This window comes from Paenibacillus sp. FSL H8-0168 (assembly GCF_038592955.1).
Taxonomy (GTDB): Bacteria; Bacillota; Bacilli; order Paenibacillales; family Paenibacillaceae; genus Paenibacillus; species Paenibacillus polymyxa_B.
This window is the reverse complement of the sequence record NZ_CP151948.1, coordinates 5,274,137-5,289,684: the sequence shown is the minus strand read 5'-3', so window position 1 is coordinate 5,289,684 and position 15,548 is coordinate 5,274,137. Positions and strand designations below refer to the sequence as shown.

Here is a 15,548-nt window from a genome sequence, read left to right as displayed (position 1 = left end):
GCGGGGAAGGCACAGCCATCCGCGCCTTCTTTGTTCGTTTGAACATGAAAGATCCAGAACCGACGTTCACCGGAAAGGAGTGACTTCAATTGAGTTTAAATTGGACAAGTATCGTTTTCACAATCATTGCATTTTTGATCTTGTACTGGTTACTGACGCGTTATGCATTTGGCCCTCTCTTTTCCGTTATGGAGAAGCGCCGTCAGCTTGTATTACAGCAAATGAATGAAGCGGCACAGACGCGTGAACAGGCTGCTGCTTATGTTGAGGAGCAAAAACAGGCTCTCCAGCAGGCACGTAAGGAAGCGTACGACATTATTGAGCAGTCAAAACAAACAGGTAACAAGCAAGCGGAGCAAATTATTGTTCAGGCTAAAGACGAAGCTGTCCGCCTGAAAGACGAAGCTGTTCGTGAAATCACAAGCGAGCGTAATAAGGCGGTTGCCGAACTGCGCAGCGAAGTGGGTAAAGCTTCGGTACAAATTGCTTCCAAACTGATTCAAAAGGAAATCAAGGAAGACCAAGTCCAAGGAGAGCTTGTCGACCAATACCTTAAAGAGGTAGGAGGCAAAGCATGAGCCGGGATACGGTAGTTGCCAAACGGTATGCGAAAGCTTTGTTTGAAGTGGCAGAGCAAGAACAGACCATTATGGAAACCGAGCAGGAGCTACGTGCTTTTGTAGAGGCTGTATCGGGGGATGCTGAAATCCGTAAATTCATTAATTCTCCTAACATTACGGAAACGGTCAAGCTTCAAGTTCTAGCTAACAGTTTTGAAGGCAAGTTGTCTGCCTCGCTAATTAACACGATCAAACTGTTGATTCAGCGTAGTAGAGCAGATTTGTTCGAATCTCTCCTTGCCGGATACCTCGATATTCAGGAATATAAGCTGGGACTTGCTCATGCAAAGGTGTATTCGACTTATGCTTTAAGTGATCAGGAAAAAACAGCGGTAGCCGAGCAATTCGGAGCCCGTGAACATAAAACAATCCGTGTGGAAAATATAGTGGACCCGAGTCTGCTGGGCGGATTGAAAGTGGTTATCGGCGATACACTGTACGACGGCAGTCTGGCCGGCAAGCTGGATCGTCTCGAGAAATCCTTTAACAGACGAGTATAGAAGATAGGGGTGAACACACTTGAGTATCAAACCTGAGGAAATCAGTTCATTGATTAAAAGTCAGATTGAACAATATAAAAATGATATCGAGGTCGTTGAAGTCGGCACTGTTGTTGAAGTCGGCGACGGTATTGCCCGCGTCTACGGACTGGAAAAAGTTATGGCCGGTGAATTGGTTGAATTCGACACTGGCGTATTGGGCTTGGCGCTCAACGTGGAAGAAAGCAATGTCGGTGTTGTTATTTTGGGTCAATTCTCCGACATTCGTGAAGGCGGTCAAGTAAAACGTACAGGTCAGATCATGCAGGTCCCTGTAGGGGAAGCACTGATCGGACGTGTAGTTAACCCACTGGGACAACCGGTAGACGGTAAAGGGCCGATTGCTACAACAGAATTCCGTCCGGTTGAAAGTCAGGCTCCAGGTGTTATGGCCCGTAAATCGGTACATGAGCCTATGCAGACGGGGATTAAAGCTATTGATGCAATGGTTCCGATTGGTCGTGGTCAACGTGAGTTGATCATCGGTGACCGTCAAACAGGTAAAACTTCTATCGCAATCGATGCAATTTTGAACCAAAAAGGCAATGGCATGAAATGTATTTATGTCGCTATTGGTCAAAAACAATCCACGGTAGCTCAAGTTGTTGAAACATTGCGTCGTCACGGTGCGCTGGAATACACGATTGTCGTTACGGCATCTGCTTCCGAACCATCACCATTGCTGTACATTGCTCCTTACTCTGGCTGCGCCATGGGTGAGTATTTCATGTACAAAGGCGAGCATGTCCTTGTTGTTTATGATGACTTGACTAAACAAGCGTCAGCTTACCGGGAACTGTCCCTGTTGCTGCGTCGTCCACCGGGTCGTGAAGCTTATCCGGGTGACGTTTTCTATCTTCACTCTCGCTTGCTGGAACGTGCAGCGAAGCTGAATGATGAGTTGGGCGGCGGATCACTTACCGCATTGCCGTTCATCGAGACACAGGCTTCCGACGTTTCTGCATATATCCCAACTAACGTTATTTCCATCACGGATGGACAGATCTTCCTGGAAGCTGACTTGTTCTATGCAGGGCAACGTCCAGCGATCAACGTAGGTATTTCTGTATCTCGTGTAGGTGGTTCTGCTCAGATTAAAGCGATGAAAAAGGTAGCAGGTTCCCTGCGTCTGGATCTTGCTCAATATCGTGAGCTTCAAGCGTTCTCCCAATTCGGGTCCGACTTGGATAAATCCACAAAAGCCCGTCTGGATCGCGGCGCACGCATGATGGAAATTCTGAAACAGGGCGTTAACCAACCGCTTGCTGTAGAGCAACAAGTAGTGAGCTTGTATACTGCTGTAAAAGGCTTCCTTGATGATATCCCTGTAGCGGATGTAAAACGTTTTGAAAAAGACTTCCTGTCTTTCATGGTGTCTGACCATCAGGACGTGCTTCAATCTATCCGCGACACGAAAGACTTGGTGGCTGATAACGAAGCGGCTTTGAAGGCGGCTATCGAGAAATTCAAAAAATCATTCGCCACGTCGGTTTAATACATTGGAATTGCCTGTTTATGATGAAAGATGTCCTAAGGAAGCGTGCCCTCCGGGTTTTGGCTTCCTTGGCATGTTTTACCCTCTATAACAGGCCCTTTAACATATGTCCGGCTGGATTTGAATCTTACGAAGTGCTTAGACTTGGTCCAAGCTAAGCTAAGGGATTGCTTACGAAGTTAGCTTTGGCTTTGCTAGAGCTTAAAGGTGGTGAAATCATGGCAAAAGGTATGCGCGAGATTAAACGTCAGATTAAAAGTGTGCAGAGTACGAAGCAGATCACGAAAGCGATGGAAATGGTCGCTGCATCCAAGCTGAGAAAAGCTCAGGAGAAAGCGGAGTCTGCTCGTCCTTACTCGGAAAAGCTTAAGGAAGTTGTGAGTAGCATTGCTTCTGGAGCGAATAACATCAAGCATCCAATGCTGGAAACGCGTCCGGTTAAAAAGACTGCTTATCTCATCATTACATCTGATCGTGGTCTGGCTGGTGGTTATAACGCCAATATTTTGCGACAGGTTACGCAGACGATTGCTGAACGTCACCGTTCACAGGATGAATTTGTGATTTTCATCATTGGGCGAAAAGGACGGGATTATTTCAGACGTCGTGAATTCCCTATCGCTGAATCGGTAACAGATCTGTCAGATACACCTGCTTTTGCAGATATCAAAACAATTGCAAGCAAGGCTGTACAAGGCTTTGAACTTAAAGAATTTGATGAGCTTTATCTATGCTATAACCGCTTTGTCAACGCATTGACTCAAATTCCAACAGTTGACCGTCTGTTACCAATGGCAACACCGGATTCAGCTACAGCTTCATCCTCAATTAACTATGAGTATGAGCCTTCACCAGAAGGAGTGCTGGAAGTATTGCTGCCGCGTTACGCGGAAACGCTCATTTACGGCGCTTTGCTGGATGGTAAAGCTAGTGAACTGGGAGCGAAGATGACGGCGATGGGATCTGCTACGAAGAATGCTTCCAAGTTAATTGGTGAGCTTTCCTTGACCTATAACCGTGCTCGTCAAGCGGCTATTACCCAGGAAATTACGGAAATCGTTGCAGGGGCAAGCGCTCAGTCTTAATCAGGCTTGTTGCGACTGTTTTATAGCATGTCTACACTATTATGATAAATTGCGGGCGCAAAACAAATCAGAGTGGTTCGGATTTGCGGCTGTGCAAGCTTGTAGGAGGGAAACCAAAAGATGAACAAAGGACGCGTAGTGAGCATCATGGGTCCGGTTGTTGACGTTGAGTTCGAACGTGGACAGCTTCCGGAAATCCTGAATGCCATTCATATTGGGACTGTGCTGGAGAGCGGAGTCAAAATTGACCTGACGCTCGAAGCTTCAAAACATCTAGGTGACAACCGTGTGCGTTGTATTGCCATGTCTTCCACAGATGGTCTGGTTCGTGGAGCTGAAGCCATAGATCTGGGAGCACCTATTTCAGTACCTGTCGGCGAAGCTACTCTTGGACGCGTATTTAACGTACTTGGAACGCCAATTGATAATGGTGCTGATATGAGTGAAACGGCTAGAAATCCGATTCACCGTCAAGCTCCTTCTTTCGATGAGCTGACAACTCAAGCAGAGATGCTCGAAACAGGTATTAAAGTTATCGACTTGCTAGCTCCTTATGCCAAAGGTGGTAAAGTCGGATTGTTTGGTGGTGCTGGTGTAGGTAAAACCGTAACCATTCAAGAATTGATTAACAATATCGCTCAGGAGCATGGTGGTATTTCTGTATTTGCGGGTGTAGGTGAACGCACACGTGAAGGAAATGACTTGTATCATGAAATGAGAGATTCCGGCGTTATCAACAAAACAGCGATGGTGTTCGGACAAATGAACGAGCCTCCGGGTGCACGTTTGCGTGTAGCTCTCACAGGTCTGACGATGGCGGAATACTTCCGTGACCAAGAAGGCCGTGACGTGTTGCTCTTTATTGATAACATTTTCCGCTTTACTCAAGCGGGTTCTGAGGTTTCGGCTCTGTTGGGACGTATGCCTTCAGCAGTAGGTTACCAGCCTACGCTGGCTACTGAGATGGGTCAATTGCAAGAACGGATTACTTCTACTAAAAAAGGTTCTGTTACTTCCATTCAGGCGATCTATGTGCCTGCGGATGACTACACTGACCCGGCTCCTGCTACGACGTTTGCCCATTTGGATGCTACAACGAATCTGGAACGTAAAATTTCCGAAATGGGTATTTACCCGGCGGTTGATCCACTCGCATCAAGCTCCCGTATTTTGGCTCCAGACGTTGTGGGTGAAGAGCATTACAATGTAGCTCAAGGGGTAAAACAAATTTTGGCCCGCTACAATGAGCTTCAGGATATCATTGCGATCCTGGGTATGGACGAGCTGAGTGAAGAAGATAAAATGTTGGTAGCACGTGCACGTAAAATCCAGCGTTTCCTTTCTCAACCTTTCCACGTTGCCGAAGCATTTAACGGCTTCCCAGGTAAATATGTGCCGGTTAAAGAAACTGTACGAAGCTTCAAAGAAATTTTGGAAGGCAAGTATGACCATCTTCCAGAAGCGGCTTTCCTTTTTGTAGGAGCCATCGAAGAAGCAGTTGAGAAAGCTAAAACGCTGTAAACAACAGGCAAAGAATAGCCGAGCCTTACGAAGTGAGCTGTCTGTGGACAGCTTCCAGGAGGGATTCAAGTGAGCACGTATTTACTAGAGATTGTGACGCCGGAGCGCCTGGTCTATACAGAACAGGTAAACAGCATCAGTGTTCGCGGCTCGGAAGGCGATCTTGGGATTTTACCCGGACACCTTCCCTTGGTCACTCCCTTGAAGATTGCACCGATACGCATTAAAATCGGTGGTCAAACCGAAGTGATCGCGGTCAATGGGGGCTTTCTTGAAGTCCGCAAGGATAAAGTGGTCATTTTGGCTGAGAGTGCGGAACGTTCCGAAGAAATTGATGTGGAGCGTGCCCGTGCGGCAAGGGAGCGGGCAGAACTGCGGCTCCAGAGCAAACAGGAGCAGATAGATCACCATCGGGCGGAAGTAGCTCTGCAACGGGCGCTTAACCGTTTAAATGCTACAAGCATTAGAACCAATAAGAATTAATATTGGATTTTAAGTGGAATTTTAAAAGGGTTCGGCATAGTATACGGATGGAACGACAAGGAGACCACTTCATAACTTCTGCCAAAGAATGTCCGGTAGAAGGTGAGGGAGAACCTTGCTTCCTTCGATCACTGTGATCGGGCCCTTTTTTAGCTGTTATTACCAAATGTACAGTCCTATTTCTTGCCCGGTTGCTAGGTATTTAGTACCTTTTAAATTCACGAAACAGAAGTGATCAATCACATTTTGTCGAAATAAATGTCCTAAAAGCAGAAATAGCACTGGCATATTAGGCGTTCGCCGAGTATTATAAAGAAGTCTGTGACGCAGATGGGAGGAATTATGGTTGAACGGGAAACAGCAATTGGCTGAACAGCTAAGTCAATCGGCGAGTATGACCGCGCTGATCTCCATGATCGTGTCGCTTATCTGTATAGCGTTAGCTTGGTGGGCTTTACAGAGCTTAAAGCTGGATTTGTTAATTCGGCAACCCAAAGGACCGCAGGGCAGATTGCTGCACTTGTTTCTTGCTATAATCTTGGGACAGTTGGTTTCTGGGTTCCTGTTGAGCTACATCTCTTGGAGCCAGATGCTCTAGAATTTGTTTTAACATGAAGTAGGCGGGTTATATGACCTTATGACTGTGTCTCTGCGGGAATTGTCGAATAACATCGCGTCATATTGTTAACAATGGTAAACAAAAGAACCATACATGTATAGCTGGCTGAATCAGTTAGAGTACAATGGTCATCAAGTACAAAAAACGCTTGTATACTTGTTTTAATCAGTGGTATGATGGCAGTTAGGGTATTAGTAAAACCTTGTTTTTTTATGTAATGAAAAAGCAAGGCATGAAAATAGCGGAATATGTTCTTTTTTTCCAGAATGGAAAAGGGAAATGACGCGCGGAGGGAACCATAGATGAGCAAATTTATCGTCCGCGGTGGCAACAGATTGACCGGGAGTGTCAAAGTCAGCGGAGCCAAAAACTCAGTTCTGCCGATCATCGCCGCTTCTCTGCTAGGAGAAGAAGGAGAAAGTGTTATTATTGATGCACCTCCTCTAGACGATGTGATGACCATTAACAAAGTGCTGGAGTCCTTAGGAGCAGGCGTTACATACCAAGATGAGGTCATTCGTGTTGACGCGCGGAAGATAATTTCCTGTGAAGCCCCTTACGAGTGGGTTAGGAAAATGCGCGCATCATTCTTGGTTATGGGACCGCTGCTTACACGTTTGGGACGTACAAGAATCTCGCTTCCAGGCGGATGCGCAATCGGAACGCGACCAATTGATCAGCATTTAAAGGGTTTTGAGGCATTGGGCGCGGAGATTAGCCTGGGCCAAGGTTTTATTGAAGCTAAAAGTAACGGGCGTCTGCGTGGAGCTAAAGTTTATTTGGATGTAGCCAGCGTAGGAGCAACCGAGAATATTATGATGGCCGCTACTCTTGCTGAGGGCGTAACTACCATCGAGAATGCTGCTAAGGAACCTGAGATTGTTGATCTCGCAAATTTCCTGAATGGAATGGGCGCCAAAGTACGCGGTGCGGGCACGGGCGTTATTCGTATTGAAGGCGTCGAGAAGCTGCATGGTGTAAAACATACCGTCATTCCCGACCGGGTAGAAGCAGGTACTTATATGGTTGCTGCTGCGATCACAGGCGGGAACGTATATGTAGAAGGCGCAATATCCGATCATTTGGGACCGGTTATTTCCAAGATGGAAGAAATGGGTGTAACCATTCAACCTGATGAGAACGGAATTCGTGTCATTGCAGATAAGCCGTTAAAGGCCGTTGATGTTAAAACATTGCCTTATCCTGGTTTTCCTACCGATATGCAGTCTCAGATGATGGCACTTCAACTTGCCGCTGAAGGAACGAGCATTATTACGGAAACCGTGTTTGAAAATCGTTTCATGCATGTGGATGAATTTCATCTCATGAATGCCGAAATTAAGGTCGAAGGTCGTTCCGCCATTGTAACTGGTAATGCTAAGCTGACAGGTGCGAAAGTAACCTCTACAGATTTGCGTGCAGGTGCTGCGTTAATTCTGACCGGACTCATTGCGGAAGGTACAACGGAGGTATCCGGCGTACATCACATCGATCGCGGTTACGTTCATTTGGCTGAGAAGCTGACTGGATTGGGAGCGGACATTTACAGAGTGACCGTAGAAGAGTCCAAACTGGATCATTCACCCAGTACAGAGCGCGTAATGCCGGAAGAGACGTCGGGGAATCTGTTTAAGAAGATCCAGCCTTCCCTCGCCTAAGCCTTAACATATGTAGCTTCATGTTGCATAAGTATATTCTTGAACAATAAGGAACCAAGTCCGAAAGGGCTTGGTTTTTTGTTGTTTGCAGCCAGTCTTTTTCATTCTTTCAGTTCTCTTAAAATGGTTCTATCAAAGTGGACGACTTCATATGATTGAAAATATCTGCTGGAGTATATCTGTACTTCCAGCCGGATACTTAGCCCTTTGATGGAGGTTTCAGCCTATGAAAGATTCACAGGTTCGCATCCGTATACCCATTCATCATCCTAAGGAACATTGCCAGGCTTCACTTGCGGAGGAACGCTCTGGCTCTATAGCTACTTCGTTCCAGAAAAATAAGCTTATGCAACAGCAGCCGGACACAAAAGGTACATTGCCGACTGGCGTCAAGCCCAATCGGCGTACAACAGCCGTGCCTTCCGCTGTGAACTCCGTCGATACGGCTCTGCCTATCGCTGGAGCAGCGGCCCATGACACACGCGCTGCAACCCCGCTGCAAGTGACGCTGCCGCACCTGCGTCCATCCGCCGGGCGTACCCCGCGCTGGGGCAGCAGACGCCCATGGCTGCCATTCGCTGCCATGGCAGGGGTGCTGGTGCTTGCCATGGCTGTGCCCGCGCTAATGGCGTGGCCTCGCCAGACGGCGCAGCCGTTGCCGCCGAGCAGTCGCACGGCAGCACCAGATGCGCCTAGCGTGACGGCAAAGGGCGGGACGCCCGTCACGCGCTTGCCGGGCGTCCCGCCGATACCGGCGGTGCCCGCTGCTCCAGCGCGCAGCGTGCCGGTGGCAGCAGAGCCGGACGTGCGCGTGTACGTTACGTCTACCGGTCGCACGGAGACGTTACCGCTGGAGCAATACATTGTCGGCGTAGTAGCTGCCGAAATGCCGCCCAGCTTCGAGGGCGAGGCACTAAAAGCACAGGCTATTGCCGCGCGTACCTTCATTGCCCGACGTTTGCTGGCTGATGACACTAGCGGTGCGCCTGCGGGAGCAGATGTGACGGATACGGTTAAACATCAGGCTTATATCTCCAAAGCCAAGCTTACTAGAGAATGGGGGCGTTCTGGTAAATCCGCAGAGCTGGCTAAAATTCAGCAGGCTGTACGAGACACCAAGGATACGATCATGGTATATGAGGGGAAGCCCATAACGGCATCTTTTTTTTCTACTAGCAATGGCTATACCGAAAATTCAGAGGATGTATGGGCGAAGCCAGTACCCTATTTACGAAGTGTGTCAAGTCCATGGGACAAGCAGTTGGCCCCACGTTATACAGAAACCGTCACACTGAGTCGTCAGAGTGTGTTTGATAGATTGGGACTGAGTCGTACTGCGATTGCTGCTTCTACTGGAGGAGGGGGTATGCCAGAGATTCGTATACTCTCCAAGACAGAAGGGCATCGCATCAAGAAGATTGAGGTTGGTGGCTCAATCTTTACAGGGCCGGAAATCCGTAACAAACTGGGGTTACGTTCGGCTGAGTTTACGTGGAAGGCTGAAGGGGATCGGATTGCTATAACAACCTATGGTTATGGTCATGGTGTTGGTATGAGTCAGTGGGGAGCCAATGGAATGGCCAAGGAAGGTCATACTGCCACTCAAATTCTCCTTCACTATTATACTGGCATTTCTTTTGCGCAAGCCTCTCGTATTCTAAGTTAGTAAATATTTCGAAACTTTGAAGTATAAAAGAGTTGCACCCGGTAACACTGGTTACTGAGGTGATGAGCAAATGAATGAACAAAATAAAAACCAGAACCAAAACCATGAAGAAACACCCAAAACCTTTCAGGGTGGAAGAGCTTCACGGCCGTCTTCGTGGAAAAAGCTGTTGTCCAAAAGGTGGGCATACCCGGCAGCCTACATTGCCGCAGCAGCCATTATACTAACCTTAGTGTGGGTCTATCAGGATGCCAGCCAGAAGTCTTTCAAACCTGACCCAGCTAGTCCATCGGTACAAAGCACAAGTGCAGTGAATACCGATGTTAACGGACAACAGCCAGAAAGCGTGGAAGTAGTTGCCCAGTCGGAAAATATCGCATGGCCAGTGACAGATGCTGGCGCAGTACAAGTCGTAAAGCCGTTCTTTGATGAGAACGCAACAGCTGATGAGCAGGCGGCAGCTATGGTAGAGTACGATAAAACATTTACCGCTAACACTGGAATTGATCTTTCCCGGGCCGACGATCAGGCGTTTGAAGTGAGAGCCGCCCTGAGTGGCAAAGTATCCCGTGTAGAACAACATCCGCTGGTAGGTAATGTCGTAGAAATCACGCATGATAATAATCTCAAAACGGTGTACCAAAGCTTGAGTGATCTGAAAGTAAAAGAAGGCGATCAAGTGAAACAAAACGATGTGATTGCTTCAGCGGGTCGTAACGAGCTTGAAAAGGATTTGAAAACACATCTGCATTTTGAAGTGTATCAGGATGACAAGCCGGTGAATCCAGCAGGTCTGCTTCCTAAAAAATAAATTTGGTCATGGCTTTGCATGCAAAGCGGGGAATCCATATTCCCTGCTTTTTTCTTGTGTAGTTTTTGTGCATAAGGTAAACATAAGCTGCTTTTGCCAAATAAATAGGCCTTCCGAAGCATGTCTTCCCGCCAAACCGCGAATATATAGGCACGCTCCTCATATAATGTACCAAACTATCCACAGTAGGGAGGCGGGAGCGTGCACGATTACATCAAGGAACGGACCATCAAAATCGGTCGCTGTATCGTGGAAACAAGGAATACGGTCCGTACGATTGCCAAGGAATTTGGTGTCTCCAAGAGCACGGTGCATAAAGATCTGACCGAACGGCTGCCTGAAATCAACCCGGATCTTGCCGATCAGGTGAAGCACATTCTCGAATACCATAAATCCATCCGCCATCTGAGGGGAGGAGAAGCGACGAAAATTAAGTACAAAAAAACGAGTGGCAAACGAAGGGAGATTCTCGTTTCCGGCAAGTCCTAAAAATATATAGTGAATTGGCTGGCAAAGCCATTGAATCAACCCCCTGAAGTATGATATGTTAAAAGATGGTACAAGACGAAAAATGACATGTAACCGTAGGTTTATACATATATTTGCCGCTTCTTGTCGAATCTTAGCTTTTAAAATATCACTTTGGGGGCCTTTTTAATATGTTCAGTAATGATATCGGTATCGACCTCGGTACGGCCAACGTGCTTATCCACGTCAAAGGGAAGGGGGTTGTTCTTGACGAACCTTCCGTTGTCGCAATAGAAAGCGATACAAAAAGAGTTCTGGCTGTCGGAGAGGAAGCGCGCCGTATGGTGGGACGTACTCCTGGTAATATCATAGCCATCCGTCCATTACGTGATGGTGTCATCGCCGATTTTGAAGTAACAGAAGCGATGTTAAAATATTTTATCAATCGGGTAGGGGGAAAAAGCTGGTACAGCCACCCTCGTATTCTAATTTGTGCGCCGACGAACATTACCTCAGTGGAGCAAAAAGCGATTCGTGAAGCGGCGGAGCGTAGCGGGGCCAAGGAAGTATTTTTGGAGGAAGAACCAAAAGCGGCTGCCATCGGGGCAGGAATGGATATTTTTGAGCCTAGCGGCAACATGGTAGTGGATATTGGTGGCGGAACGACTGACGTTGCAGTCCTCTCTATGGGGGATGTCGTAACAGCTTCTTCCATTAAAATGGCAGGGGATAAATTTGATACAGCCATCATGAAATATGTAAAAACGAAGTACAAGCTTTTGATCGGGGAACGTACGGCTGAGGATATCAAGATTGCTATCGGAACCGTGCATCCGAGCGGACGGCGTGCAGAAATGGACATCCGTGGACGGGATATGGTATCCGGATTGCCCAAAACGTTAAGTATTTCTGCGGATGAAGTGCAGGATGCGCTTAGAGATCCTGTGTCGGCGATTGTTGCTGCGGCCAAGTTTGTATTGGAGCAGACCCCACCGGAACTGTCAGCTGATATTATTGACCGTGGTGTTATTTTGACTGGTGGCGGTGCCTTGCTTAGCGGATTGGACGAGCTGCTTGCTGAAGAGCTGCGTGTTCCGGTACTGGTTGCCGAAGATCCGATGCATTGTGTCGTTAAAGGTACAGGAATTATGCTGGATAATTTGGATCATGTGGTTAAGAAAAAGTTCTAATCTGCCGATAGTGACTATAAGAGACTCGTGTGCGGTCAGACAGGTTGCCTGCCTCCGCGCGAGCATATGATTTTAGCAGAGTATAGGATTGGGGTGCACCATACATGTTGAGAGGTTTATATACTGCGGCCGCCGGATTGATGACACAACAACGACGCCATGACACCGTGACGCAAAATATTGCTAATATGAATACGACGGGATACAAACAGGAGAACAGTGTTCAGCGTTCTTTCCCCGAAATGCTTATTTCCATGACGGGTGGTAACCCTGATAACCCGGACCGTACGGTCGGCAAGCTCAATACTGGCGTTTTTGCTGAGGAAAGCCTCTCCCCTTACATTCAGGGAGCATTAAAGGACAGTGGACAAGCGACGGATTTCGCGATACAGTCCAATATTAATGTGAACGACCCAGCTACTGGTCAACCTATGGCTTTTGATCAGGCAGGGAAATTCATCAATGCTAACGGTGAAGTCACCTACCGTCCAGAAGCGTTTTTTACGGTGCGGGACAGTAATGGTAACGTTCGTTATACACGTGATGGACATTTTCAAGTAAATGGAGCAGGAGCATTGCTTTCATCGACTGGCTCAGCGGTGCTGGATACGAATGGAAAGCCAATTCAATTGACGGGGGCTGTCTCAGCGCTTAAAGTAAATGAGCGGGGCGAATTGGTAGATAGCCAGTCCAACCAGACGTTAGGGACGACGCTCGGTATTAGTGTCATTGATCGTCCGTACCAGCTCGTTCGTGAGGGCAATGGAAATTTCCGCCTGAATGATACGGACGGTGCTACAGCTAGAATGATGACCGCTAATGACGCTGTATCCGTTCGTCAAGGTTATCTGGAGGTATCTAATGTAGATGCTTCACAGTCGATGGTGGATATGATGGCTGCGTTAAGAGCGTATGAGGCGAATCAGAAGGTAATTCAATTTTATGATAAAAGCTTGGACAAGGCCGTTAATGAAGTAGGCCGTGTATAACAGGGGGTAAGTGATGAACAACTCCATGATTGGCGCAATGGTATCTATGGCCAGTGTGCAGCAGCGTTTGGATTTAATTGCCGATAATATTGCTAATATCAATACAGTTGGTTATAAGAGTAAACAGGGTTCCTTTGAAGATGTATTGGCCAATGTGCAGCAACAGCCTTCAACGTATCTCCAAAATGGACGAGCCATGCCGCTCGGCTATAATTTGGGCTACGGAGTTAAAACGGCCGCAATCATGAAAAATATGGAGCAAGGTCCGCTCAAGGAGACGGGACTTCCTACCGATCTGGCGATTCAAGGTAATGCCATGTTTGAAGTCCAGGGGAATGGGCAAAAAGCTTGGACCCGTGACGGTAGCTTTCATTTTGTTCCTGATCCGAATGATAGTGCGACGATGATGTTGACCACTGCTGAAGGTTACTCCGTGCTGGATAACAATGATGTTCCTGTGACTGCTCCAGCGGGTTCCAAGGTGGCTATTAACTCGGATGGCGAATTGCTGATTCGTGCTAATGGAATTGGGAATCCGACGGTTGGTCAGAGAATCAAGCTAATGGATGTACAGCGTCCAGAGGGACTGGAACAGCGGGATGATAACCTATTCGTGTTGTTGAATGGTGTAACAGAGGCAAATGTATTCGGAGCAGCAGGTGTGGCAGGTGCTGTTCCAGCGGACGTATCTGTGCGTTCCGGTTATCTTGAGGAATCTAATGTGGATTTAGCGGGCGAAATGACGGATATGATGCAAGTTCAGCGGATGTATCAAATGGCGGCACGGGCACTAACTTCTAGCGATACGATGATGAACCTGGCCAACAATCTGAGGGCTTAAGGATTTGGTGATGAAAGAAGAACAATCTGATTCCCGTCCGGTGCCTGAAAAGACGAAGTCCCGCTGGCGTACTGCTCGTTATTTCATAGTTCCGTTGCTGCTCCTGTTATCGCTGTTAGGCGGCTTAATTGCAGGATATGTAATTGTAGGTAAGCAAGGGTTGTCAGGCGTGTTCGAGTGGAGAACCTGGCAGCATGTCATTGATCTTATATTTGCGCCTTAGTTTACTTTAAATGAGTGGGGGCGGGAAAAGGTCGCTCCGCGTGCAGATTGTTCTTCCGATTGCTGTTATCCCCAGATTCCTTTTGGTTTTAAAACATTGGAGGTTTGAATCCGGGGATATAGGCAAACGCTGCGCTTCTTCAGAACAATTCTGCCCGCTCCGCTGGCTACCCGCCATCAGGCCACTTTTATTAAAATAAACCACCCGCAATTTGTGTGGGTAGTATATAACAAAACCCTGTGCCAGTGGCGCAGGGTTTTGTTATGCTTTTAAGGGAGGGGCCTCCAGCGTAGCACGCATGGATTGTGGCCAATGAAGGCCATCATAGAGGCCTTCGGTTTTCTCTGCCCTTCACGGCAAGCGAGCATTATTGAAGCGAGCTTTCTTTTTGAGCCAAAAGTAACTCGGCGGAGGGGATGGAATCGTTCTGAAGAAGCGATAGCGTTCGCCTTTAACCTCGGATTTTTACCCTTGAATTATTATACAATGAAAAAATCCGAGGTTAACAGCGATCGGAAGAATGATCCATCCCCGCAGCCCTTCCCCCCTTGGCTCAAATGAAACTTCGCTTCACCCCATAATAGGAGCACCCAATATGGTACTTCCGCGTAATTTTCTTTTTGCATCTGATAACTGTATAATGATGGGGAAGTTTATAACACTGCGGGGTAAAACCAAGCACGGGCAAAAGGGCTTCTTCGCGCCTCAGGTTGCATAACCGGCGGAAAAAGCCCCTTATCTCAACCTCCACTTCTGCAGTAGGTGAAGGATATCTAACATTGTTGCCGTTATGAGCTGTTTTTATGCAGCGTAAGCGGGGTAATATTATGCTTGCAGTAACTCATGACTGATACAGAGTCAAACCTGCAAGCGGGAGGAGTTATTAAGGTAAATGGACAAATTGCAATTGGATGTTAATCAAATTCAGGAGATTATCCCACATCGAGCGCCTTTTTTATTGGTGGATCGTATTATTGAGCTGGAGGAAGGGAAAAGAGCGGTAGGCATTAAAAATGTAACGATGAATGAGCCTCATTTCATTGGACATTTTCCGGGGTATCCTGTTATGCCTGGTGTGTTGATCACCGAAGCACTGGCTCAAGTTGGGGCTGTCGCATTACTGCATCTAGAGAGCAATCGTGGCAAAATCGGGTTCTTGGCAGGGTTGGATGGTTTCCGTTTCCGTGGGCAGGTGGTTCCTGGGGATACATTGACGCTTGAAGTGGAAATCACTCGTTCCAAAGGCGCATTTGGCAAAGGGAAAGCTACGGCTAAAGTAGGCGATACGGTAGTAGCTGAGGGCGAAATTATGTTTGCTTTATCTGACCCTCCCCAATAAA

Annotated in this window: 16 protein-coding genes; all 16 read left to right on the top strand. The window is 47.5% G+C overall.

Features of this window, described 5'->3' with window-relative positions; translation table 11 throughout:
* The first annotated feature begins 89 nt into the window (after positions 1 to 89).
* The 16 genes from atpF to fabZ all read left to right on the top strand — a co-directional run bounded on the left by atpF (position 90) and on the right by fabZ (position 15,547).
* The gene (gene atpF, locus MHI21_RS23340; protein ID WP_023990709.1) at positions 90 to 578 is read left to right on the top strand and encodes a F0F1 ATP synthase subunit B; all 489 of its coding nucleotides are present in this window, start codon (positions 90 to 92) and stop codon (positions 576 to 578) included.
* On the top strand, positions 575 to 1,120 hold the full coding sequence (locus MHI21_RS23335) for a F0F1 ATP synthase subunit delta (protein WP_061832042.1): 546 nt from the start codon (positions 575 to 577) through the stop codon (positions 1,118 to 1,120). Before atpF ends, MHI21_RS23335 begins: the two co-directional genes overlap by 4 nt.
* Before the next feature lie 19 nt (positions 1,121 to 1,139).
* Positions 1,140 to 2,654 (top strand): F0F1 ATP synthase subunit alpha, encoded by a 1,515-nt coding sequence (atpA, locus tag MHI21_RS23330; protein WP_013312325.1) that lies wholly within the window; start codon positions 1,140 to 1,142, stop codon positions 2,652 to 2,654.
* A gap of 218 nt (positions 2,655 to 2,872) precedes the next feature.
* Entirely contained in the window at positions 2,873 to 3,739 is an 867-nt protein-coding gene (gene atpG, locus MHI21_RS23325) for an ATP synthase F1 subunit gamma (protein ID WP_039271553.1), read from the top strand.
* Positions 3,740 to 3,859: 120 nt separating this feature from the next.
* Positions 3,860 to 5,260, top strand: a complete 1,401-nt coding sequence (atpD, locus tag MHI21_RS23320; RefSeq protein WP_013312323.1) for a F0F1 ATP synthase subunit beta — start codon at positions 3,860 to 3,862, stop codon at positions 5,258 to 5,260.
* Positions 5,261 to 5,329: 69 nt separating this feature from the next.
* The gene (locus MHI21_RS23315; RefSeq protein WP_013312322.1) at positions 5,330 to 5,743 is read left to right on the top strand and encodes a F0F1 ATP synthase subunit epsilon; all 414 of its coding nucleotides are present in this window, start codon (positions 5,330 to 5,332) and stop codon (positions 5,741 to 5,743) included.
* 346 nt (positions 5,744 to 6,089) lie between these two features.
* On the top strand, positions 6,090 to 6,341 hold the full coding sequence (locus MHI21_RS23310; protein WP_013373430.1) for a DUF1146 family protein: 252 nt from the start codon (positions 6,090 to 6,092) through the stop codon (positions 6,339 to 6,341).
* Between the two features lie 323 nt (positions 6,342 to 6,664).
* The gene (murA, locus tag MHI21_RS23305) at positions 6,665 to 8,020 is read left to right on the top strand and encodes a UDP-N-acetylglucosamine 1-carboxyvinyltransferase (RefSeq protein ID WP_013312320.1); all 1,356 of its coding nucleotides are present in this window, start codon (positions 6,665 to 6,667) and stop codon (positions 8,018 to 8,020) included.
* Positions 8,021 to 8,246: 226 nt separating this feature from the next.
* Positions 8,247 to 9,686 carry a stage II sporulation protein D gene (gene spoIID, locus MHI21_RS23300; protein WP_342418984.1) on the top strand — a complete coding sequence of 480 codons (1,440 nt, stop codon included), beginning with the start codon at positions 8,247 to 8,249 and terminating at the stop codon, positions 9,684 to 9,686.
* Positions 9,687 to 9,756: 70 nt separating this feature from the next.
* Positions 9,757 to 10,497, top strand: a complete 741-nt coding sequence (locus tag MHI21_RS23295) for a M23 family metallopeptidase (protein WP_069290539.1) — start codon at positions 9,757 to 9,759, stop codon at positions 10,495 to 10,497.
* A 201-nt stretch (positions 10,498 to 10,698) separates the two neighbouring features.
* Positions 10,699 to 10,986: a sporulation transcriptional regulator SpoIIID gene (gene spoIIID, locus MHI21_RS23290; RefSeq protein ID WP_007432737.1), complete on the top strand. Its 288-nt coding sequence runs from the start codon at positions 10,699 to 10,701 to the stop codon at positions 10,984 to 10,986.
* Positions 10,987 to 11,156: 170 nt separating this feature from the next.
* On the top strand, positions 11,157 to 12,155 hold the full coding sequence (locus tag MHI21_RS23285) for a rod shape-determining protein (RefSeq protein WP_023990703.1): 999 nt from the start codon (positions 11,157 to 11,159) through the stop codon (positions 12,153 to 12,155).
* 104 nt (positions 12,156 to 12,259) lie between these two features.
* A complete protein-coding gene (locus MHI21_RS23280; protein WP_061831647.1) occupies positions 12,260 to 13,144 on the top strand; it encodes a flagellar hook-basal body protein in 885 nt (294 codons plus the stop codon).
* Positions 13,145 to 13,157: 13 nt separating this feature from the next.
* Positions 13,158 to 13,985: a flagellar hook-basal body protein gene (locus MHI21_RS23275; protein WP_061831646.1), complete on the top strand. Its 828-nt coding sequence runs from the start codon at positions 13,158 to 13,160 to the stop codon at positions 13,983 to 13,985.
* A gap of 10 nt (positions 13,986 to 13,995) precedes the next feature.
* Positions 13,996 to 14,208 carry a DNA-directed RNA polymerase subunit beta gene (locus tag MHI21_RS23270; RefSeq protein WP_165177731.1) on the top strand — a complete coding sequence of 71 codons (213 nt, stop codon included), beginning with the start codon at positions 13,996 to 13,998 and terminating at the stop codon, positions 14,206 to 14,208.
* Between the two features lie 892 nt (positions 14,209 to 15,100).
* On the top strand, positions 15,101 to 15,547 hold the full coding sequence (gene fabZ / locus MHI21_RS23265) for a 3-hydroxyacyl-ACP dehydratase FabZ (RefSeq protein ID WP_013312312.1): 447 nt from the start codon (positions 15,101 to 15,103) through the stop codon (positions 15,545 to 15,547).
* The last annotated feature ends 1 nt before the right edge of the window (position 15,548 follow it).

What these genes read in the sequence shown, in the direction of transcription:
- MHI21_RS23335 (WP_061832042.1), top strand. Translation starts at nt 575, where the DNA reads ATGAGCCGGGATACGGTAGTTGCCAAACGGTATGCGAAAGCTTTGTTT.
- atpG (WP_039271553.1), top strand. Translation starts at nt 2,873, where the DNA reads ATGGCAAAAGGTATGCGCGAGATTAAACGTCAGATTAAAAGTGTGCAG.
- atpD (WP_013312323.1), top strand. Translation starts at nt 3,860, where the DNA reads ATGAACAAAGGACGCGTAGTGAGCATCATGGGTCCGGTTGTTGACGTT.
- murA (WP_013312320.1), top strand. Translation starts at nt 6,665, where the DNA reads ATGAGCAAATTTATCGTCCGCGGTGGCAACAGATTGACCGGGAGTGTC.
- spoIID (WP_342418984.1), top strand. Translation starts at nt 8,247, where the DNA reads ATGAAAGATTCACAGGTTCGCATCCGTATACCCATTCATCATCCTAAG.
- MHI21_RS23295 (WP_069290539.1), top strand. Translation starts at nt 9,757, where the DNA reads ATGAATGAACAAAATAAAAACCAGAACCAAAACCATGAAGAAACACCC.
- MHI21_RS23285 (WP_023990703.1), top strand. Translation starts at nt 11,157, where the DNA reads ATGTTCAGTAATGATATCGGTATCGACCTCGGTACGGCCAACGTGCTT.
- MHI21_RS23280 (WP_061831647.1), top strand. Translation starts at nt 12,260, where the DNA reads ATGTTGAGAGGTTTATATACTGCGGCCGCCGGATTGATGACACAACAA.
- MHI21_RS23275 (WP_061831646.1), top strand. Translation starts at nt 13,158, where the DNA reads ATGAACAACTCCATGATTGGCGCAATGGTATCTATGGCCAGTGTGCAG.
- MHI21_RS23270 (WP_165177731.1), top strand. Translation starts at nt 13,996, where the DNA reads ATGAAAGAAGAACAATCTGATTCCCGTCCGGTGCCTGAAAAGACGAAG.
- fabZ (WP_013312312.1), top strand. Translation starts at nt 15,101, where the DNA reads ATGGACAAATTGCAATTGGATGTTAATCAAATTCAGGAGATTATCCCA.